At 65.5% G+C, this 19,131-nt stretch carries 39 protein-coding genes; all 39 read left to right on the plus strand.

Going from position 1 to position 19,131, the window contains the following annotated elements:
- Positions 1-16: 16 nt before the first annotated feature.
- A complete protein-coding gene (locus OTB20_RS08465; RefSeq protein ID WP_267816038.1) occupies positions 17-199 on the plus strand; it encodes a hypothetical protein in 183 nt (60 codons plus the stop codon).
- Entirely contained in the window at positions 193-333 is a 141-nt protein-coding gene (locus tag OTB20_RS08470) for a hypothetical protein (protein ID WP_267816040.1), read from the plus strand. The genes OTB20_RS08465 and OTB20_RS08470 overlap by 7 nt, the downstream gene beginning before the upstream one ends.
- Positions 330-659: a hypothetical protein gene (locus tag OTB20_RS08475; protein ID WP_267816043.1), complete on the plus strand. Its 330-nt coding sequence runs from the start codon at positions 330-332 to the stop codon at positions 657-659. Before OTB20_RS08470 ends, OTB20_RS08475 begins: the two co-directional genes overlap by 4 nt.
- On the plus strand, positions 656-874 hold the full coding sequence (locus tag OTB20_RS08480; RefSeq protein WP_267816045.1) for a hypothetical protein: 219 nt from the start codon (positions 656-658) through the stop codon (positions 872-874). The genes OTB20_RS08475 and OTB20_RS08480 overlap by 4 nt, the downstream gene beginning before the upstream one ends.
- On the plus strand, positions 871-1,110 hold the full coding sequence (locus OTB20_RS08485) for a hypothetical protein (RefSeq protein WP_267816047.1): 240 nt from the start codon (positions 871-873) through the stop codon (positions 1,108-1,110). The genes OTB20_RS08480 and OTB20_RS08485 overlap by 4 nt, the downstream gene beginning before the upstream one ends.
- A gap of 17 nt (positions 1,111-1,127) precedes the next feature.
- Entirely contained in the window at positions 1,128-1,295 is a 168-nt protein-coding gene (locus tag OTB20_RS08490) for a hypothetical protein (protein ID WP_267816049.1), read from the plus strand.
- Complete coding sequence (locus OTB20_RS08495; RefSeq protein WP_267816051.1) at positions 1,288-1,569, plus strand: hypothetical protein; 282 nt, start codon at positions 1,288-1,290, stop codon at positions 1,567-1,569. The genes OTB20_RS08490 and OTB20_RS08495 overlap by 8 nt, the downstream gene beginning before the upstream one ends.
- Positions 1,570-1,821: 252 nt before the next feature.
- Positions 1,822-1,995: a hypothetical protein gene (locus tag OTB20_RS08500; RefSeq protein ID WP_267816053.1), complete on the plus strand. Its 174-nt coding sequence runs from the start codon at positions 1,822-1,824 to the stop codon at positions 1,993-1,995.
- Positions 1,995-2,156 carry a hypothetical protein gene (locus OTB20_RS08505; RefSeq protein WP_267816055.1) on the plus strand — a complete coding sequence of 54 codons (162 nt, stop codon included), beginning with the start codon at positions 1,995-1,997 and terminating at the stop codon, positions 2,154-2,156. The genes OTB20_RS08500 and OTB20_RS08505 overlap by 1 nt, the downstream gene beginning before the upstream one ends.
- Positions 2,153-2,683 (plus strand): hypothetical protein, encoded by a 531-nt coding sequence (locus tag OTB20_RS08510; protein ID WP_267816057.1) that lies wholly within the window; start codon positions 2,153-2,155, stop codon positions 2,681-2,683. Before OTB20_RS08505 ends, OTB20_RS08510 begins: the two co-directional genes overlap by 4 nt.
- A 112-nt stretch (positions 2,684-2,795) precedes the next feature.
- Positions 2,796-3,119 (plus strand): HNH endonuclease signature motif containing protein, encoded by a 324-nt coding sequence (locus tag OTB20_RS42730; RefSeq protein WP_420716357.1) that lies wholly within the window; start codon positions 2,796-2,798, stop codon positions 3,117-3,119.
- Entirely contained in the window at positions 3,109-3,465 is a 357-nt protein-coding gene (locus OTB20_RS08515; RefSeq protein WP_267816059.1) for a hypothetical protein, read from the plus strand. Before OTB20_RS42730 ends, OTB20_RS08515 begins: the two co-directional genes overlap by 11 nt.
- Positions 3,458-4,075, plus strand: a complete 618-nt coding sequence (locus tag OTB20_RS08520) for a hypothetical protein (protein WP_267816060.1) — start codon at positions 3,458-3,460, stop codon at positions 4,073-4,075. Before OTB20_RS08515 ends, OTB20_RS08520 begins: the two co-directional genes overlap by 8 nt.
- Positions 4,076-4,199: 124 nt before the next feature.
- A complete protein-coding gene (locus tag OTB20_RS08525) occupies positions 4,200-4,943 on the plus strand; it encodes a hypothetical protein (protein WP_267816061.1) in 744 nt (247 codons plus the stop codon).
- A 90-nt stretch (positions 4,944-5,033) separates the two neighbouring features.
- Positions 5,034-5,234, plus strand: coding sequence for a hypothetical protein (locus OTB20_RS08530; RefSeq protein WP_267816062.1), 201 nt, complete (start codon positions 5,034-5,036; stop codon positions 5,232-5,234).
- Positions 5,235-5,238: 4 nt separating this feature from the next.
- Positions 5,239-6,174: a DNA cytosine methyltransferase gene (locus OTB20_RS08535; protein ID WP_267816064.1), complete on the plus strand. Its 936-nt coding sequence runs from the start codon at positions 5,239-5,241 to the stop codon at positions 6,172-6,174.
- A 249-nt stretch (positions 6,175-6,423) separates the two neighbouring features.
- On the plus strand, positions 6,424-6,699 hold the full coding sequence (locus OTB20_RS08540; RefSeq protein WP_267816066.1) for a hypothetical protein: 276 nt from the start codon (positions 6,424-6,426) through the stop codon (positions 6,697-6,699).
- Positions 6,696-7,229 carry a phiSA1p31-related protein gene (locus OTB20_RS08545; protein WP_267816067.1) on the plus strand — a complete coding sequence of 178 codons (534 nt, stop codon included), beginning with the start codon at positions 6,696-6,698 and terminating at the stop codon, positions 7,227-7,229. Before OTB20_RS08540 ends, OTB20_RS08545 begins: the two co-directional genes overlap by 4 nt.
- A 77-nt stretch (positions 7,230-7,306) precedes the next feature.
- Complete coding sequence (locus OTB20_RS08550; RefSeq protein WP_267816068.1) at positions 7,307-7,507, plus strand: hypothetical protein; 201 nt, start codon at positions 7,307-7,309, stop codon at positions 7,505-7,507.
- Positions 7,508-7,817: 310 nt separating this feature from the next.
- Positions 7,818-7,988 (plus strand): hypothetical protein, encoded by a 171-nt coding sequence (locus tag OTB20_RS08555; protein WP_267816070.1) that lies wholly within the window; start codon positions 7,818-7,820, stop codon positions 7,986-7,988.
- Positions 7,988-8,254 carry a hypothetical protein gene (locus OTB20_RS08560; RefSeq protein ID WP_267816072.1) on the plus strand — a complete coding sequence of 89 codons (267 nt, stop codon included), beginning with the start codon at positions 7,988-7,990 and terminating at the stop codon, positions 8,252-8,254. The genes OTB20_RS08555 and OTB20_RS08560 overlap by 1 nt, the downstream gene beginning before the upstream one ends.
- Entirely contained in the window at positions 8,251-8,442 is a 192-nt protein-coding gene (locus OTB20_RS08565) for a hypothetical protein (protein WP_267816073.1), read from the plus strand. Before OTB20_RS08560 ends, OTB20_RS08565 begins: the two co-directional genes overlap by 4 nt.
- Positions 8,442-8,852: a hypothetical protein gene (locus OTB20_RS08570; protein ID WP_267816074.1), complete on the plus strand. Its 411-nt coding sequence runs from the start codon at positions 8,442-8,444 to the stop codon at positions 8,850-8,852. Before OTB20_RS08565 ends, OTB20_RS08570 begins: the two co-directional genes overlap by 1 nt.
- Entirely contained in the window at positions 8,849-9,055 is a 207-nt protein-coding gene (locus OTB20_RS08575) for a hypothetical protein (protein WP_267816076.1), read from the plus strand. Before OTB20_RS08570 ends, OTB20_RS08575 begins: the two co-directional genes overlap by 4 nt.
- On the plus strand, positions 9,052-9,228 hold the full coding sequence (locus tag OTB20_RS08580) for a hypothetical protein (RefSeq protein ID WP_267816078.1): 177 nt from the start codon (positions 9,052-9,054) through the stop codon (positions 9,226-9,228). Before OTB20_RS08575 ends, OTB20_RS08580 begins: the two co-directional genes overlap by 4 nt.
- Before the next feature lie 73 nt (positions 9,229-9,301).
- A complete protein-coding gene (locus tag OTB20_RS08585; RefSeq protein ID WP_267816080.1) occupies positions 9,302-11,770 on the plus strand; it encodes a phage/plasmid primase, P4 family in 2,469 nt (822 codons plus the stop codon).
- Entirely contained in the window at positions 11,767-13,695 is a 1,929-nt protein-coding gene (locus OTB20_RS08590; RefSeq protein ID WP_267816082.1) for a DNA polymerase, read from the plus strand. The genes OTB20_RS08585 and OTB20_RS08590 overlap by 4 nt, the downstream gene beginning before the upstream one ends.
- A gap of 119 nt (positions 13,696-13,814) precedes the next feature.
- On the plus strand, positions 13,815-14,111 hold the full coding sequence (locus tag OTB20_RS42735; protein WP_420716351.1) for an HNH endonuclease: 297 nt from the start codon (positions 13,815-13,817) through the stop codon (positions 14,109-14,111).
- Between the two features lie 182 nt (positions 14,112-14,293).
- Complete coding sequence (locus OTB20_RS42740; protein ID WP_420716358.1) at positions 14,294-14,695, plus strand: DUF7169 domain-containing protein; 402 nt, start codon at positions 14,294-14,296, stop codon at positions 14,693-14,695.
- Positions 14,692-14,913 (plus strand): hypothetical protein, encoded by a 222-nt coding sequence (locus OTB20_RS08595; RefSeq protein WP_267816084.1) that lies wholly within the window; start codon positions 14,692-14,694, stop codon positions 14,911-14,913. Before OTB20_RS42740 ends, OTB20_RS08595 begins: the two co-directional genes overlap by 4 nt.
- 150 nt (positions 14,914-15,063) lie before the next feature.
- Positions 15,064-15,885: a sigma-70 family RNA polymerase sigma factor gene (locus tag OTB20_RS08600; RefSeq protein WP_267816085.1), complete on the plus strand. Its 822-nt coding sequence runs from the start codon at positions 15,064-15,066 to the stop codon at positions 15,883-15,885.
- Positions 15,886-15,917: 32 nt separating this feature from the next.
- Positions 15,918-16,058 carry a hypothetical protein gene (locus OTB20_RS08605; protein WP_267816087.1) on the plus strand — a complete coding sequence of 47 codons (141 nt, stop codon included), beginning with the start codon at positions 15,918-15,920 and terminating at the stop codon, positions 16,056-16,058.
- Between the two features lie 48 nt (positions 16,059-16,106).
- Complete coding sequence (locus OTB20_RS08610) at positions 16,107-16,658, plus strand: hypothetical protein (protein ID WP_267816089.1); 552 nt, start codon at positions 16,107-16,109, stop codon at positions 16,656-16,658.
- The gene (locus OTB20_RS08615; RefSeq protein WP_267816090.1) at positions 16,655-16,936 is read left to right on the plus strand and encodes a hypothetical protein; all 282 of its coding nucleotides are present in this window, start codon (positions 16,655-16,657) and stop codon (positions 16,934-16,936) included. The genes OTB20_RS08610 and OTB20_RS08615 overlap by 4 nt, the downstream gene beginning before the upstream one ends.
- A 23-nt stretch (positions 16,937-16,959) precedes the next feature.
- Entirely contained in the window at positions 16,960-17,547 is a 588-nt protein-coding gene (locus OTB20_RS08620) for a TerD family protein (protein WP_267816092.1), read from the plus strand.
- Positions 17,548-17,839: 292 nt separating this feature from the next.
- Entirely contained in the window at positions 17,840-18,016 is a 177-nt protein-coding gene (locus OTB20_RS08625; RefSeq protein ID WP_267816094.1) for a hypothetical protein, read from the plus strand.
- Between the two features lie 112 nt (positions 18,017-18,128).
- Positions 18,129-18,347, plus strand: a complete 219-nt coding sequence (locus OTB20_RS08630) for a hypothetical protein (protein WP_267816096.1) — start codon at positions 18,129-18,131, stop codon at positions 18,345-18,347.
- A 106-nt stretch (positions 18,348-18,453) separates the two neighbouring features.
- Positions 18,454-18,639: a hypothetical protein gene (locus OTB20_RS08635; RefSeq protein ID WP_267816098.1), complete on the plus strand. Its 186-nt coding sequence runs from the start codon at positions 18,454-18,456 to the stop codon at positions 18,637-18,639.
- Positions 18,640-18,746: 107 nt separating this feature from the next.
- Complete coding sequence (locus OTB20_RS08640) at positions 18,747-19,067, plus strand: hypothetical protein (protein ID WP_267816100.1); 321 nt, start codon at positions 18,747-18,749, stop codon at positions 19,065-19,067.
- Positions 19,068-19,131 lie beyond the last annotated feature (64 nt).

Below are 19,131 nucleotides of genomic sequence, written 5' to 3' on the forward strand. Positions count from 1 at the left end.
CAGCAGAGGAGAGACGATGCTCCGCTCATCCACCATCCACACCGCCGACGGCTCTACCGTCACCATCCGCCCGCACGGGAACCACTCCTACGACCTGGAAACCCGCAACGCCCGGGGCGAGACCATCGCCACCGTGGTCATGAACCGCGACGACGTACACGCCCTCGTCGACGAGGCTGCGGAGGCCCTGACGTGGTGAACGCCGAAGAATTCCTTATCCGCCGGCTCGCACACCTGCTGACGAAGCAACGCGGCGGGACGTACACGCACAACGAGAAGGACGCGAAGGCCATGGTCGGCCGGGTCAAGGAAGAGTGGAGGGGATCACGATGACGCAGTACCGCGACAAAGACGGCGACGTCTGGGAGGACCGGGGCGAGCGCATGGAGGTCGTGCACTCTACGGACGCGGCGATTCTCGGGTGCACGCTGGAGCGGTGGAAGGTCGAAGACTGCTACGGCCCCCTCACCACAGTGAATCCCCACGCTGACGCCGACATGTTTCGCGTCATCCGTCTGGAACTGGCCCTCGTCCTCGACGAGATGGCCGACGAGGTGTGGTCGCCCTACAACTACTCCGGGGTCGACGACGACATCCGCAGCACGATGCGGAACGTCTTCGAGGAGAAGGCGCGGAAGCTGCGGGAGGCCGCGGAATGAGCGCCCGAGAGAAGATCATCGGCATGATGGCCGGCGACTCGGAGGGGAGTCTCCGCGTCGTGGCGGGACGGGTGGCTGACGAGATCCTGGCGGAGCATGCCCACGAGCTGGCATCGCGGATCCGGACGCACTCCGAGCGCGATGACTTGGACTACTACTCGCCACAGGGCATGTGGGAAGCGGCGAACCTGATCGACCCGGAGGTAGACGGATGAGCCCGGACCACACTGACCCGGTCATGGAGGCCTTCGGAGACCTTGCCCGCGCGCTGGACTGGACTGCCCCGGCCATCGAGTGGCCGGCGGTGAAGGCGCTCTTCAAGCTTCTCGACGTCCACGCACATGAGCTGGCGGGGCGGATCCGGGATCACGCCGATGCCGACAACGACTACTACTCGCCGGCGGGCCAGTACGTGGCAGCAGACCTCATCGACCCGGAGGTGTCCGAGTGAGTGCATGGGGGCGGCTCGTGTCCAAGGCGGAGCCGGAGGACCTGGAGGAACTGAGCGCCGCTCTTCTGGAGGTGCAGCGCGAGACGTCGCGACGCAATGCGGCGCGTATCCGCAGCTATGCGGACACCATCCGAGAGGCCGATTGGTTGGCGGACCAGATTGACCCCGAGGTGCCCAATGTCTAACCGCGTCACCGGCTATCCCGGTCACTTCATCCTCGATGGCGACACGTCCACCTGCCCTTGCCCCGAGCACCGCAACGGCCCGGCCCGTGAGGAGCTGGAGCGTGCGGCGTCGGAGGTTGGCAGCCCAGAGTACGACGTGTGGTTTGGGCTGCTGCTGGACGCGTACGTCACGGAGGCACTTCACGAGGCTGCTCGCCGGATGGAGGGAGCTGGCTGCGACGACGACGCTGTGGCGTTCCTGGATCTGCTGGCGGATGGAGGGTGGACATCGTGAGTCATTCCCGCGGAGGAACCTGCCCGCGCTGCAAGAACTACTGCGGGTTCAGTGTGCAGGCGACGACCCGCAGCTGTACCAGCACCGGACTCCCGAGCCGTTCCGCAGCCGGTGCCCGGCCGGAGGCATCACATTCTCGGAGGCTCGTGCGGGGTGGACGGTGACCAGCCTGCGCACGTACCGGTGGCTCCTCGTCAACAAGCCTGAGGATGCTGGCACGTATCGCGCGGCTCGGATCAAGCCGGAGGCCCAATGACCGACATCGACCCCGGAGAGCCCTCCACAGCCGCGCAAATGACTGAGGGAGCACTCCGGCGCCTCGACCTGTTCAACGCGGCCTACGAGGCCGTACAGGGCCGCGAATGGGGCGCCACACCTGACGTCGTCAGGGTTGCTGAGTTTCTGGCGGACGGAGAGAGGGACTGATGGCGAAGATCAAATCAGCCGGCACTGTCGACGTGGAACTCACGATTGCGGAGCTGGAGATCATTCGGCGTGTGCTTCGCGTGGTCCCGAACTCAGACGCCTATGAGGACTCGGACGCCGCACGCAACCTGTTGGCCGACCTCTCGGAGCTGCCGTCATGACGGTCTCGATACCTATCCAGGAGCCCGGAGACTTCGCGCTGACGAAGATTCGCGGGATGGCCGGTGCCTTCGTGAGTGCCGGCCAGTGGCTCATTGGGGACGCTGCGCCCGTGCACCACGCCTTCGTTTACGTCGGTGACGGCCTGGTCGTCCAGGGCATGCCGGGCGGCGCCGAGCTGATTCGGTTGGAGGATGCATCACCCGTAGTCGAATGGTCAACGGGGCGTTTCGATCTGACGGATTGGCAGCGTGACGTCATCGTGGATGAGGCCCTGCGCCTTGTCGGCACCCCGTACAGCTTCCTGGACTACGCCTCGATAGCGCTGGCCCACTACGACGTGCGTCCGCGAGTGCTTCGCGACTTCGTGGCGTCGACGGGGCACATGATCTGCTCGCAGCTCGTCGACGAGGTCTACAGGCGGGCCGGTGTGCATTTCTTCGACGACGGCCGGTTGCCCGGAGACGTCACTCCGGGGGATCTGCATCGTGTCCTCAGGTGCCAGACCGGGACGTGCCATGGAGGTTGAGGAGCGGTTCTGGGCAAAGGTCGACGTCAATCTCAGTGACGCCCGGGAATGTTGGCGGTGGCGCGCGTCTCGAACCCGCGGAGGGTACGGGCAGTTCTTCTTGGCGGGGGCGATGGTGTTGGCTCACCGGGCGGCTTACGAGTTGGAGCGCGGATCCATACCTGAGGGCGCTGACCTGGACCACCTCTGTCGAATCCGCTCCTGTGTAAACCCCTGGCACCTAGAGCCTGTGTCGGAGCGAGAGAACGCGTTACGGGGTAACGGGCCTACTGGAATTAACGCTCGGAAAACCTCATGCCCGTCAGGGCACCCGTATGACGTTGAGCTTACGGAGGCTGATGGTGGCCGTCACAGGCGATGCCTGCGGTGCTATCGCGCGACGGGGCGAGCACGGCAGGCTCGATACCGGAACCGGAGGAAGAACGATGGCGACTGATCTTCTCTGCGTCGGACTCTGTCGGCGCCGGAAGCCGCGGACTGCCTTCCGTGAGACGCCGTGGCACGGCCGCGCGGCTGACTGCCTCTCCTGCGAGGGCCGCGGGTGGAAGGGGGAGAGGGAGGAGCGGGTCTATTGGGAGCTGGAGCAAGCCCGGGAGAAGCTGCGGGCCAAGTCGCGGTACATCAGAGCGCTTCAGCTCCGTGCGCTCATCCGATCCATGCCGACTTCTGCCGACGTTGTGCAGGCGGCACGTGACCCCTGGGAGCGCGCCGTAGAGCACAAGGTGCGTATGTGGTCGATGGCCACCGCAGAGGCCCTGAGAGAGGCGGAGAACGATGTCTGAGCGCACGCGCGAAGAGCGCATCGAGGCGTACTACCACGAGAGCGCGTGGATCTTGGTAGAGCAGCTTGTCGACGCGGAGGACACAAACGCGGAGCTTCGGGAGGAGATCGGGGACGAAGTCGACGGCCTGTGCACGGGTATGCATGCTGACGTGGCGGAGGCTCATTCAGCGTGGGAGGACGTGAGCGCAGAACGCAACCGATACCGCTCCGCCTGGCACTCCGCCCGTCTCCGCGCAGCCGACGCCTACACCTACGGCGCAGAAGCCATGGACCGGAAGGCGGCAGAAATCGCCACCCTGTCCGCCGAGCTGCGCCGACACCGAGCCCTCGCTGATGAGGTGCGTCAGATCCGCGGCAAGACCATGTGTGCCGACACGCCGACGGAGCTTCTGGAGTCCCACCTCCGCCCCATCTACGCGGCGCTGCACGAGCTGACGGCAGCGGACAGGGAGCGGAGACCCTTCGTCCCGCGCATCGAGCGAGAGCGTGCGGCCGACGAGTACGGACGCCTGCCCCTCCGTAAGGCGCCTTACGGAGCCCCGGTGCTGGAGGTTATGGGAGTGGACGAGGACGGCTCCTCGGTGCTGCGCCTGAAGGTGGCGCCGTGATCACGAGCGCTCGAAAAGGTCCTGAAGTCCGCGTCTGACATCGGGGAGGCTCCACCCCATAACAGGAGAGCGAGACGGAGAAACTCGCAAGCCACGCACACACACGCACACGGAGGTACACCTCTTGGGTAAGAACAATCTCTCGCGAATCTGGGACACGGACCCGGACGCCGCTCCGCAGGAGCGCACGAGCTACGCGGACGACACTGTCGGTCGCTTCCGCTCTGGTCGGCTGGTTGTGATCAACGGCAAGGATCAGCCGGAGAGCCTGAACGAGTGGCGCGTGACTACGGGGGATCCCGTCGTTGCCGACCGTGTCGCAGCACTCATGGGCGGTGACCCGGAAAGCTGGGAGACGGACAAGGAGGACAACCTCCAGATCCTGACCGACTCTCCCTCGGTACAGATCATCATCGAGCCGGACGGCGTAGACGCCTCGTTCAAGCAGTTTGTCCCCGGCGCTGGCATGATCCACCACTGTGACGGCTACGAGTACCTCTCTCCCGACGAAGACAAGGGCAAGGCCTGCGGCTGCCCGTCCCTGATCGCGGAGCGGAAGTTCGAGGCACAGAAGATGCGCGGCCCCAAGCCGTCCGTGGACATCACGTTCCGGATGGTGGATGACCCCGCGCTGGGCATCTGGCGCTTCAACTCGGGCTCCTGGAGCCTCGTGAACGAGCTGGGGAAGCTCTTTGCGGAGCTGGACAAGTATCCCGGTCAGCAGGTCCGCGCGTCACTGACGATTAAGAACGTCAGCTACGTGCCGAACAAGGGCCCCCGCGCCGGCCAGACGGTCTCTTTCAACGTTCCGGACATCAAGGTCTACGGCGCGTACGAATCCGCTGCGCCTCTCGCCAACGCCGCCTAACCGGCACCACGACCAACGCCCGCTCCTTCCGAATTGCGCTCGGAAGGGGCGGGCGTTTCCACGATTCTACGCACACTGAGGAGAGATCAAATGGCGATCTATCTAGTCCGCCGCGCGGACGACCCGGGGGTGGACGTGGCCACGGCGCTCGTTGTCATCGCGAACCACGAGGCGGAGGCAACGCAGCTCGCCTCCGAGGAACGTCCGGAACTCCGCGGGGTGCGGCTGACTGCGGATCGGGTTCCGCAAGCCGGACTTCTCCACGTGCTCGACTCGATGGGTGAGGGCTGATCCGGTGCCGATCCTCGAACTCTGCGCCGGATACGGCGGACTTGGAATCGCAGTAGAGGCGCTGACGGGGGACAAGGTCACCGTCGTCGCGGAGGTGGACGAGGCGGCGTCACGGATTCTGGCGCACCGTTTCCCAAGCGCTCCGAACATAGGAGACATCACGGCCTGCGACTGGGCACAGTTGCTCGGCCAGGTGGACATCATCACGGCGGGCTTCCCCTGCCAGGACATCAGCAACGCCGGCAAGCGGGAGGGGATCGACGGTGGGCGATCAGGGATCTATCGGAACGTCGTTGAAGCAGTTCACATCCTTCGACCACGACTTGTCTTCCTGGAGAACGTATCGGCCATCCGGTCGCGCGGTCTCTGGCAAGTCGTCACCGACTTGGCCGCGATCGGGTATGACGTCCGGTGGACGTGTCTACGAGCTTCCGACGTGGGAGCCCCACACCACCGTGACCGGTGGTTCGCAGTCGCCTACCCCGCCGGACGTGTTCCCGACTCCGAAGGCTTCCGACGGACCGCATGGGGGGCCGAACCAACGGAGCAGCAAAGGGCAGTACGACGCCCTTCCGGGGCACGTGGTGAACTGCCTTCCGACTCCGACAGCCCGCGACTGGAAGTCGGGGGCATCGAACCTGCATGGGACGAACAGCAGGCCCCTGTCGGAAGTGGCGCTTGTCCTGAAGACCCCGACGGCGCAGCTCGGCCGGAACGGGGCAGCGCAGCACCCGGACAAGCGGAAGAGGGGGGGGGCACGGCCCCACTCTCGATGATGAAGTCAGCTTCCTACTTCCCGACCCCGACAGCGTCGGACGGAACGGGAGGAGCGGGGACGAGCCCGAACCGGAAGGGCGGGGAGAACCTGCGGACGGCAGTTACTCACCTGCCGAGTGGTGGGGAGACTACCTTCCCGCCATCCGACGGTGGGAGCTCCTGACTGGCCGCCAGGCGCCGGCCCCGACAGAGCTTGGCCCCCGCGGCGGACGCCGACTGACGGCCCGATTCGCTGAGTGGCTGATGGGCCTCGACGACGGACATGTAACCGGCGTGCCCGGCCTCGTCGACGGCAAGCGCGACCCCCGGGCGAAGCAGCTCCACGCGATCGGCAACGGCGTAGCTCCGCAGCAGGCCTTCGCGGCATATCGCCATCTACTCACGCTAGACATTTACGCAGAGGAGAGCACACATGGCTAAAGCCCGTCTCACCGACTACACCGGCGCCGAAATCCGGCCCGGGGTCCTGATCTCCTACGCGACGCGACAGGGCAACCTCGTCCGCCTCTCGGAAGCCGTGGTCCTGGAGCTGAAGAGCGACAAGTCCAGCGGCGTCGTCGTCCCCATGGTGAAGGTACGGCCCACCGGCCGTGACTCTGGATTCATCGCGCGAAAGACTCGCGCGGTCCAGACCGTGTCAGCCAACCGGCTCGTGGTCATCGGTGAGCCCAGCGAGGGAGAGAAGTGACGTACAAGGTTGGCGACCGCGTGACCGTGTGTGGAACGCGTGAGGTCGAGGTTACGTACGGTCCCGTGAAGAGCACGTTCGATCGCTACGTGATGTACGTGGTCCGGGAGGACGGCGGTACGGAGCGGACCGTCAAGGAATCGGATCTGTCCTCTGCGCCGCGCGTATTCGGCAAGGGCGACCGAGTGAAGTCCCTTCGAGAGTCCTACACGGTGGAAGCCGGGCCGTTCGATGGCATCGGGGGTGACTGGTACGCGGTCAAGGCCGACGAAGGGAAGGTCTACTCCAGCGGCGGTATGTATCTCACCCTCGTCTCTCGCGCGCCGGAGGCGGAGGCGCCGGACGTGGAGACGTACTACGACATCGTCTACGACTTGACGGCCACCTACCGAGACAGGGACGGCGACATCTGGAGGTTCGCGCGCTTCGGCGGTGCAGCGCGCGGCGAGTACGGCGGTAGTGCGCCGAGTGAAAACAGCAGCAGCCTTTGGTACGCGGTCGACAACTACGGCCCCCTGACAAAGGTCTAACGGCCCTGTCCTCAGCCCCCGGTGACTTTGGTCCCGGGGGCTTTCGGCGTAGGACAACACAACACTGAGGAGAACCGATGGCGCTCTACGAAGTGACCCGTACCGACAACCCCGGCCCGCGCGAGCTCATCAACGCTCTGGTAATCGCAGGAGGTGCGGCGCAGGCGCGGAAGGCCGTGGCGCACCTGGAGGGTGTGACCGCAACGAACGTTGTGGCGGTCCGTGTGGACGTTGCGGGAGGCCCGAGTCTCCTTGCGGCCTACTGGGACGAACGGTGACCGGCGCCTTCCACGTAGTCGATGACGCCATGGCCCCCGCCCTTGGCGACGTCCGCAGCGCCGGCCCCGGTGACCTGATCTACATCCGCCGGGCAGCGACATCCCGCAAGGACTGGCCCCGGTACTGGGAGGCGGCCGGCGTGGCGCTTGCGCGGGGCGCTTTCGTGCACGTGATGAATCGAGAGGAGACGTTGGTCTGATGTCCCGTCGCATGGTCGGTGATGACCAGGACGTGTTCCGTGTGCTGGTCGTAAGGCGCACGCAGGTCCGAAACCCTGATTGGCAGCTTGGTAACGGTAGCCCGATGTACGTGTGCACGGGAGAGGCACACGAGACGTCCTACGGCCCGTACAACACCATTGGCGCCGCCCGCGGGCAGCTCACGCGGGAGACGTGGGATTCGTACAACTCCGAGATGTACGCCGGCGTCGTAAGCGGGCGCGTGCAGAAGGCTACGACGACGTGGGAGGACGTGAGCTGATGGCGCGGCCAAGCATGGAAGCCCAGTGCGCCCGCTACCGCGACGCGCTGAGGTACGAGTCTTTCGCGTCGATCATCCCGGCCCGCCGGCCGGAGGTGAAGTACCACGTCGGCCTACACCGGGCGAAGTTGGCCGTCGGCTACGTGGAGTACGAGCGTGTGCGCGGAGGCGAGATCTACGAGATGACGGCCGACGGATGGTCGCTGCTGTACCGGGTCGAGTACGGCACGCCGACTGATGAGCTGCCGTGGAAGGAGCGTCCTTGAGCTACATCGACGTCTACACCTACGACGGCGACGCGGAGGAGTATCGGGAGGACGAGCCGGACAGCCTCGGCGACCGTGAGCCCGGACACCGAAACTTCAGGGAGGGGGAGGAGCTGGACGCCGCGCAATTCGTCATCGGGCTGCTTTCCGACGGCACGCACTTCGACGTGCGACACACGAGGTTCTGATGGCCAACGCAAGTAAGGCCAAAGGAACAAACTGGGAATCCGCCCTCGTCACCTACCTCCGCGAGCACCACAACCCCGCCGCACACCGCAACGTGCAGATGGGCGCGAAGGACATCGGGGATATCGACGGTTACTACCTTCACGCCCTGGAGGCGAAGGCGGAGAAGTCGATCACCCTCTCCGACTACATCGCGCAAGCCAACCGTGAGGCGATCCATGCCGGCCAACCCTTCGGCTGCGCGGTCGTCAAGCGGCGCATGAAGGGGACCGCGGATGCGTATGTCGTGCGGGACCTGGCGACGGACGTGCGGCTGATGAACCGGCTGAAGGCAGCGGAGACGCTCCTTCAGTACCACGCTCCGGATCCCGTATGGCGCATCTTCGACGAGTACCACCGGGAGGCAGTGTGAGGAAGGCCGTCATCGAGTTCACAGCCACCCTCGAAGTCAAGGAAGACGGCGACGAGTGGGAGGGCGGGAACCTCTCTCCGTCCAACGCCCAGGGATGGGCGTCCGCCTGCCTGGAGCGCGGCGATAAGCACGCGTGGAACTACACGGCGTACGGCGTGAGCGTCTCGTCAGTCACTTACGAGGATGTCGAGGAGGAGGAGTGAAGCGCATCGTGCGGTTCTCCGGAGTGCTGGAGTACGACCCGGAAAGCACGGGCTTCGATCCTGAGTGGGCGGTCGACGTGGCGCTTTCACGCGGCGACAAACACGCCGACTATCACCTGTTCCACACCGGGCCGATCACCTTCGAAGACACCAACGGCCGACCGGGCGAGTAGCACCACAACCGAACACCGCTGAAAGGGGCGTCCTACGGGGCGCCCCTTCGGCATACCCGCGAGAGGAGAGACCTTGCGACTGACCGACATCCTTGCGCGGCTGAAGGGCGTGGAGGAGGACCACGACGGCTACCTTGCCCTCTGCCCGGCGCACAACGACCGCGCGCACCCGTCGCTGAAGCTCACGTTGAAAGAGGACGGCGTACTTCTCATGGTGTGCCGGACGGGCTGCGCGAAGGCGGACATCCTGAAGGCCATCCCCCTTCCCGCCTCCGCGCTCTTCGACGTCGACGGGCAGGGCGCGCGGACCATCAGCGCAAAGGTGCCGGAGACGATCGGGCCGGCGGAGATTGCCGGACTGCGGATGTTCGTCGACCAGACGTCGTCCTGGCTGCCGGACGTCGACGACGCGGAGGAGTACCTCACCAACCGCTTCGGCCTGTCTGTGGAGGCGGCGCAGGAACTAGGGGTTGGCTACTTCAGTCACCACCTGGAGTTCAAGGCCCCGTGGCTGTCCGGCTCCTTCACGCGGTATCCGCGACTCACCGTCCCGCTCGCGGGATTCGACGGTGTGATCCGCGGACTTCAGGGCCGCGATCTCTCCGGCAAGTGCCCGGCGCGATGGGTCGGCCTGACGAACGTCGACGGGAAGGCTTGGTCAAAGTACGGGGTGATGCGCTCCGGCGCAGGCTTCGACACCGTACTCATCTGCGAGGGTCCCGGCGACGCTCTGACGTCTGTGGGCGCGGGATACGACGCCGTGGCCATCCGTGGTGCTGGACTCGCCCGCAACGCCGCCCTTGTCGCGGAACTGGCGGGGGGGCTGCGGGATCTTGACGTCGTCATCTGCGGCGACCGGGACCGCGCGGGAGCCGGGTTCACGGACTCCCTTGCCGTCGCGCTCGTCCGCGCCGGCGTCATGGTGCGTCGCCTTGAGATCCCGAACGACGGAGACGACCTCACCGACTGGAGGGCCCGCGACGTGACCGCATTCCCCGCAGAACTGCACCGTGCCGTCCGCTCCGCCCCGGTCGTCGAGCCGGAGGCGTCGAAGGCCGCAACCCCAGACGTCCCCGCGACGGACGCCGCTCTTGCGGAGATGAGTCAGAGTGCCCGCCAGATGTTCGACAACACAGACGTTGGCCTGGCGGTTCGCCTCAGGGACTTCATGGCCCGCAACGGCGGGGGAGTTCGGTACGCCGCGGGACTTGGCTTCCTCGTCTGGGACGGGCGTATCTGGGTGTCGGGGGGTGCTGAGGTACGGCGACAGCTTCATCTGATGGGGGCCGAGCTGATTGCCTCCGGAGACGACGCGAACCGGCGCCTGGCGCTGAAGGCTCTGACGAACAAGTCCATCGACGCCACGCTGAAGGAACTTCCTTCCGTCCCCGGCGTTCCCGCACAGGCTGCGGACTTCGACGCGCGTGAGGATCTGCTCAGTGTCGAGAACGGCACAATCAACCTGCGAACCGGGCAGCTTCAGCCGCATACTCCAGCCGACATGATCACCAAGCGCCTAAGGGTGTCGTACCACCCCGACGCGCCCGCGGAGCGTTGGAATCTGTTCCTGACGGAGGTGTTTCCGGGACACACGGACCTGTCGGCCTTCATGCGTCGGCTCGTGGGCTACGGGATCACCGGCTCGACGTCGGAACACTGCTTCGCCTTCCTTCACGGACAAGGCAGCAACGGGAAGTCGGCGTTCCTCGACGCTCTAATTCACGTGTTCAGCGGCGTGGTGCAGGCAACGCAGTTCAGCACCTTCGAGAAGTCGGTGACCGTCGGCCAGGCGTCGCCAGAGCTTGCAGCTCTTCGCGGGTCCCGGTTGGTGACGGCCAGCGAGACGGAGAAGTATTCCCGCTTGGCGGAGGCACTGGTCAAGCAACTCACCGGCGGAGACCCGATCACCTGTCGGTTCCTGAACCAGAACCCGTTCACCTACGTCCCGTCGTTCCTTCTCCTTGTCGCCGGGAACTTCAAGCCGGCGATTCTCTCGCAGGACGAGGGGACGTGGAGGCGAGTCAAGCTGATCCCGTTCGACGCCACGTTCTCCTACGCACTGGGCAACAAGGACATCACGCTTCCATCCAAGCTCCGTGCGGAGGCGGAAGGCATCCTCGCGTGGGCCGTGGCGGGCGCCGTGGAGTGGTACGCCAACGGACTGGGAGAGCCCTCGTCCGTAGCCACCGCGACGCAGGACTACCGCGAGAGCGAAGACCGTCTAGCGGAGTTCATTGCCGCTCGGCTGGTTCAGGAGTCAGGCGCGCGGGTGGCTCCGATGGCGGTCCGGCGTGCCTACGCGGAGTGGGCGGAGGACGCGGGGCTGAGCCGTAAGGAGGTGCTGTCCGGCTGGGCGCTGGGCGTAGAGCTGGAGAGCCGCGGGTTCACAAAGCGGCGTGCCGGCGCGCAGGGCAAGTGGGGCTTCGATGGCGTTCGTCTGGCCACCGACGTGGAACGGGAGCTAGCCAACCGGACCGCTGAGGGCGTGGACGAGCCGGACGGATCGACGGACATCTTCGGGCAGACGAAGGAGGCAGCATGATCACGCACACGTTCCCTGTGTTGGGGGAGCCGATCCCGGTATACGTACCTCAGACCGTCGAAGACTTCCGCGACTTCCAGCGCTACGTACTCGACGTCGCGAACTCTGGTCGGCGCATGGCGTATGACACCGAGACGACGGGGCTTGCCACCTTCTCCAAGGATTTCCGCATCCGTACCGCGCAGTTCGGCACCCCGGATCAGGCGTGGGTCCTTCAGGTGGAGAAGGGCGACGACCTTCGACGTCTTGCCGCATGGGCCCTTCGGACGCTTCCCGCCCTCTCCATGCAGAACCGCAACTTCGACATGTTGGCTACCGACAGGCACTTGCCCGGCGCCTCCCTGGAGATGCTGGCGCCGAAGACGCTCGACACCTACATCCACCTCCACCTGTCCGATCCCCGCCGACGGGATCAGGGCGGGGTGGGCAACGGACTGAAGGATGCTGCGGCCCACTACGTCGATCCGTCCGCGCCCGACACCCAAGCGGGGCTGATAGGCGAGTTCCACAAGATCGGCCACACGAAGGACACCGGGTGGGCGCACATCGACATCGACAATCCGCTGTACCTCAGTTACGCCGGCGGGGACGTCATCTTGACGTCGCGGTTGCTGCCGCTCGTGGAGGCCCGCGTCAAGGAGCTGGGGGTCAATCCCGGCCTGATCCCCTTCGAGCACGACGTCGGTTACGTCTGCGCCCTCATCGAGCGCCGCGGGATGCGGATCGACCGCGACTACACGACCCAGCTCTCTACACACCTTCTGGACGAGTCGGCGGAGTGGGCCGGTCGTGCCGCCAGGTACGGCGTGGCCAACGTGAACTCCACTCGGCAGCTCTCGGAAGCGCTGTTGGGCATGGGAGAGGTGATCCCCGAGCGGACAGACGGGGGCGCCGTACAGGTGAACGGCACGGTGCTGAAGCGGCTGGCGGACGTGGACAAGGAATGGGAGCCCATCGGCAGCCGGACACCGAACCCGCTCGCCATGGCAGTACTGCGCAGTAAGCGGGCGTCGAAGTGGCGCACGTCCTACGCAGAGGCCATGCTTCGGACCGCTGACGAGAATGATCGCGTGCACCCGAAGATCGGGGCACTTGCCGCCAGAACTGCGCGTATGTCCATCAGTGACCCGCCCTTCCAGCAACTCCCATCGGGCAAATGGCTCGTACGGCGAGCCGTCGTAGCGGACGACGGACACCGGGTCATCTCCGTCGACTACTCGTCGGTGGAGCCTCGCGTCATGGCGGCCCTGTCCGGCGACGAGAGGATGACCGCAGCCATCCTCCGCGGTGACGACCTCCACAACCTCACGGCCGCGAGCGTCTACGGCCCCGACTTCACGCCCGGACAACGCAAGGTCGCCAAGGTGGTGCAGCTGGGGGTTGCCTATGGGGGAGGGGCCAAGACGATAGCTGCTCAGACGGGCTTGTCCCTGGCTGCGGCACAGGACGCCGTCAAGGGCTACAAGCGGACCTACCCGCAGTTGGCTCGTTACATCCGGAGCTTGCAGAGCAAGGTGATCCGCAACGGCTACACGCTTCGCACACCGTCGGGACGCCGGCTGGTCTTCGACCGTGACGCCGCGTACGCCAGCTTCAACGGAGAGATCCAGTCGACGGCCCGGGACATCTTTGCCGAAGGGTTGTTGGAGATCCACGCGCGTGGTTTGACCTCTCACGTGTTGCTTCCGGTGCATGACGAGATCGTGGCAGACGCCACTGACAACGAGGCACACGACGTGGCCCGGGAGATTGGGGAGGCGATGACGATGACCCTCCGTGGCATCCCGCTCGGCACCGATCCGGAGGTTGGCGGGTCGTCATGGGGCTCCCTCTACATGAAGAAGGCACGGACGATGATCGACAACGACCCCTGGTACGCGGCGAACCCGGAAGCCGCGGAACTTGCCGAGACGGCAAGGAAGTGACTCCGATGAGGGGTCCTGCATCGACAACACAGAGAGTGACATCGGCTCCTAGAGCGCCGGTAGAGAACCGACTCTCAGGGTTCCGACCTGTCAGGAGAGTTGTCACGATTGCTCCCCTCATGCGTAAGCCTGAGCCCCCTAGTGGCCCCACTCGACGCGACGTATTCGGTCTCCTGGAGGAGCTGGACTGTTGGTCATGCGCCTACTGTGACGCCCCGTTTGGTGGGTCGGTGGAAGCCGAAATGGACCATGTGAATCCGCTTGCAAAGGGCGGCGTTCACGACTGGAGCAACATCGCGCCGGCCTGCCGGGACTGCAACCGCCTGAAGAGCGACCAGGACATAGCGGACTGGCTGGGGCTTCTAGCTGGACCTTCCTCAGCGGAGTGCAACTCTCCGGATATGCAGAGCGGTTGAGGAGTGGCTGATTCCGGTTCACAGGATCTCCATAAGATTACGGTTGCGTAACGGTGAACCGTTGAAGGTTGTCCTGTGGCGTACGTCATAACGGCAGGTCAGATGGGGAGTACGCCATAAGTTGTACGGCGGTCCCAACTTTTTCTAACCAGGACAGATGGGGGCGAATCTTGACAAACGACTTGGCATATACCAACCGCACGGCAATTGCGCCACAGCAGAGCGTCACTTACGGTTTCGACCACACCAGCGGACATCCCCTGTCACAGCTGATCAACCGCCTTCAGAGAGCGGTCGACGAGCTACGCCAGTTGACCGCTGCATACGACGACGCTAAGACCGCACGCAGTCGGAATCCGCGGGCGGCCCCGGACGAGACCGGCCGCTCCGCAACCCGGGGCCCGTCGCGCCCCACTGAGGACATCGCACTAGACAGCGCACGCCAGGCGCTGCACGACGAATTGAAGATCGGCGCCCCGTATCTCGCTGCTGCCACCGCGTACGTGCTGGGCGTTACCGCATCCATGGATCGCGCCCTAGCCCGATGGGAAGGGGACGATTTTGCAGCACGGGGGTCTGAATGATCGTCATGACGGGACCGCAGGTCACGGTCCAAGAGTGTGAGGAACTGGCCGAACTGGCCGGGTTTCATGGTGCCCTGCTGGTCAGCGCACACCACATCCCATGGGCTGACGTTCACGCCCTTTACCGCCTCGCCGGCTGGGCAGTCTGCCCGCTTGCCAGCGCCGACGTCACGATGGCCGGCGCTTTGGGTATCCCAATGTATGACCTGACGAGCTAGCTCCGTAAGGCACCTTACGGACCTGCCCCCGTTCCGCGAGGGACGGGGGCTTTGTCGTACCCGGGCTCAGGTCTCTTGTGTGGCCTAGGTCACATAAGTCACTTCTGACATGCACTCCTCTCCACCCCATTACTCCCACACAAGCAGCTAATGAAGGAGATCGACATGACGAAGGCGTCTGTAGACATCGAGGTCGTACGAGCCGCGCAGGGAGGCGACCAGAACGCCATGTGGATCGTGATCAGCGAGTACGACGGCGTACTGATGAGCATCGTTCGATCCGTAGCTCCCGCCGCTTCGCGGACTGACGTCGAAGACCTGCATCAGGAAGCGCGGGCCGCTTTGATTACCTGCCTCCGCGCCTACGACACGACCTCTGACGCCTCCCTCAGTAGCTACGCGTACGCCAGCGTCCGCCGTGCCGTGGCTGAGCACTGGGTGCGGTCCACGACCTCCCTCACCGTGGACCCGACGGCGGTTCTCCGCGTCCGCCGCGCCCTGTGGACCAGCGAGGGTGACATAGAGGGAGCGTGGATGCTCCTGTCGATGAGCGCTGACTCCCGAAAGATCATGTCACGTGAGGTCTTCGTGTCGTGCCTGGAGACGCTGCACCCGAGAATCTCTCTCGACGCCCCCGTGTCGGATGACGAGAGCGACGGCGACCGGCGCACCCTGGCGGACGACATCCCGGACGTCGTCGACACGGAGTCGGACACCGACCGTCGGGACTTCGCGCGTTGGCTGCTGACGCAAATCTCTCCGCGTCAGTCCTACGCCCTGCGCGCCTTCTATGGCATCCGCACGCAGCAGATGCCCGATGAGGCGGTTGCGGACGAGCTTGGAATCCGGCCGGCGACCCTCCGTCAGCTTCGAAAGGACGGCAAGGACTCCGCACGTCGGGTGGCCGGGCTGATGGACCTCGACCTCACGCGCACCTACCGACGTCGGGAAGCCGTAAGCGTTGCTGCGTGAGGCACGGACAGAACTATAACCGAGGAGTGATCATGACCCGACTTCCCTCTCTTGACGCATACGACGTCCAAGGGGTCCGCGCCGACGAGGCGGCCCTGTGGGGCGACGACGTCCGCCTCGCCGTCGACGAGCTGAGCGACGCTGCCCCCGACGTCGACGAGCTGCTGACCTGACCTCCGTAAGGCACCTTACGGAGCTACGAAACTCACCGAGGAGAAACTGTGGACGAGACCTACCGCGCTCAGTGCCGTTGGGCAAAGGACGACTACATGAAGGCCCTCCGCGTGGGGGATAGCGTCCACTTGGATGCCTTCGACGAAGGCGACGACGGCGCTAGCGTCTCGCTGCCCGCGGCCGACGCCCGCGCCTTCGCCCGCGGCATTCTGGCCCTGGCGGATGAGATCGATGGGGGAGAAGCGCCGCCTGCCGCTGAGGCAACGTCCGCCGTCGACGCACCGATCAAGGTTGGCGACGACGTTCGCGTACTGGCCGACGGCGCTGAACATGCCGACGTGCTGCGAGGTGACGTCTTCCGCGTGGCGCGCATCGAGGGCGCCCCCGAAACGCCTCGATATGTGGTCGACGACGGTGAAGGCGGCTTCTGGTACTTCGTCGGCGAGAGCATAGAGCGCGTAGTGAAGCCCGTCCCTTCCGTCGCCCCTTCCACCCGCGCCGCCCTCTACCTCGAAGCGCGAACCCTCGCCGGCCCCGATGCATCCGTGTTCGATGTACTGGCCGTAGCTGCGTTCCTGACGGGCGGTGGCGAGCGATGACGGTGTTCAGCGAGGGCGGCCGCGTACAGCACGCAATCGACCGCCACCGGATCGGCACTGTCATGGAATACGACGCGCACGACTCCTCTCTTCCGTACTACGTCCGGTGGGACGGCGATGAATACGCGATGTGGATGTCTGCGGACGACGTAGAGGGGCTCTCCGCCCCGCAAACCACTTCCCGCGAAGCACTCGCAACCCGCGCGAAGGAACTTCTCGCCGGCACCGCCCACACGGGGGCCGACGTCGTCGCCCTGGCCGCCTTCCTGGCCGGCTAGTAGCCCAACACAGAGGAGAGACCATGACCCTGACCCTGACCAAGGAAACCGGCGCCGCGGACCTGGACGGCGTGACGAAGATGGCCATCGGCGCATCGTGGGACACCACGGGCGGCGGTTCTGGTGGGATCGTCGGATGGGCCCGAAAGGCGCGCGGTACCGACCTCGACGCCGTAGCCATTCTCATGCAGGGCGACGACCCGGTGCGCATTGCCGGCCTGGATTCCCTCGACCCGCTCAGCAACGGCGCCGTGGTGCACAGCGGGGACAACCAGACCGGCCACGGGGCCGGCGACGACGAGACGATCACCGTCGACTTCAGCCGCATTCCGCCGCACGTGACGTCCATCGTCTTCGTCTGCGCCGCCTTCAAGCGCGGCGCGTCCTTCGACAAGGCGACGAACGTCAGCTTCAAGGTGTACGACGCCTCCGACGGCCGGCCGGAGCAAGTGGCGGACATCTGGCCGTCGCTGCTGGGCTCCGGCAACGCGTGTGCCGTAGCCAAGGCGTACCGCGTGGGCGGCTCGTGGCAGCTGGAGGTCATCAACTCCAGGGGCACCGTGCGGCAGGGAGATCAGTCGAGTCTGCTGCGGTTCGCCATCGGGCACTGACATTAGGACTTGTGGCGTACGCCATAACTGTGTCACCATGGAGTCACGCCAGGGACTCACGGACTTGGTTCTGACAGAGAAGAGGACCGCCAATGTGCCCCTGCTGTGGCGCCGAGACCAACCGCTTCAACATCGAGTGTGAGTCGTGCTTTACCGCGCTTCTCGAAGGCCGCGAGTGCAGGCACGCCGCCGAGAACAGCGTGAGCGACTGAACGTTTCGCCCCGGCATCCAGCCGTGAGGGCGCGGGATCGACTCCCGCCCGGGGCACTCGAACCACAGAGGGAGATGGCCATGACGTACGCGGTGCTTGCCGACAACGGCGCGACCTACTTGGAAGGGCCGTTCGATACAGAAGCAGAGGGCGACCGTGCAGCCCTGAAGTTCCGCTCCCAGCACGCGGACGCCGAAGCGGGGGAGGTCTGCCCCTGGCACCCTCGCTGCGCTTACGACAGCTGCCCCGGCAACTGACAGCAAACCCGCCCCGGCACCGTCAGGGCGTGGCCGGGGCACCCGAGCCGACCTTCGGGCATCCGCAAACGATGGCCTCCCCGCGCTGATGAGGCAGGCCGTAGGGGGAGAGATGAAGTTCCCGATCTTCAAGAGCCGAGACGCTGACAACATCCGTGTCTACGTAGAAGAGGTGCACCCAGGAGCGTGGACTTTCACACGTAAGGAGGGCGCCGAGGTCACACAGACGCTGGAGCTTTCCGGCATCGACGCGGAGCGGGAGATGACTGCGTACCGGAACGCTGAAGCCGTGAGTTTCTTCCGCTACTACGCCGGCGGATCCACCGCCTGAACGACCGCCCCGCAAAGGCTTCACCCTCCGGCTCTCCGCCGGCGGGCGCGCGGTTCGAATCCGCGGCGGGGCACTCGAGAAACCACCCAATGGACGTGGAGGCACTGTGTCTCTCTACCCCTACGACCTTCCGCCGGCCGACGAACTGACTCCTGACCAGTGGGACGGCTTCGACTGCACCTACTGCCCCGGCAACCGGGACGGAGCCATGCGTGTTGTCGGCCGCATCCGGGGGCGAGTTCTCTTCGCCCATGTCGAGTGTGCCGACAAGCACCGTTGGCCCGAAAGCTAGGAGACGTCATGTCCTCTCGCCCTCTCCGCACTGGAGACCGCGTCACCGTAACCACAACTCCCTGCCACACCCGAGAAGGCACCCGGGGCCGACTGAGGGCCGTCGACATGCAGAGCGACATCCTGGAGCCGTACCACGTCAGCGACGGGCGCGGGCACAGCGTCTGGGCATCGTCGGTACGCCGTAGTCGGCTCCAGTACCCCGAGCTGCCCTACCGCCCTATCTTCGTCGGCCTGGCGCTCTTCGCCGCCTCGGTCGTGGCGCTGGTCGGCTACGGCCGGCACGAGACGCAGACGGAGCCGATGCAGCCGACGCCGTGGGTAGTCGAGTACGGGCCGACGGAGATCATCGCGCCGTGGCTGCCGCCGGAGGAGCGCGCGGGGCACACGGACCGAGTGGGGGAGCGCGTGGATTTCTTTGGCGAATGAGTTGTGGCGTACGCCATAACTGTGTGACTATGGAGTCACAACAGGGACTCACGGAGGAGCAGAC

Source organism: Streptomyces sp. H27-H1 (assembly GCF_026627445.1).
Lineage (GTDB): Bacteria > Actinomycetota > Actinomycetes > Streptomycetales > Streptomycetaceae > Streptomyces.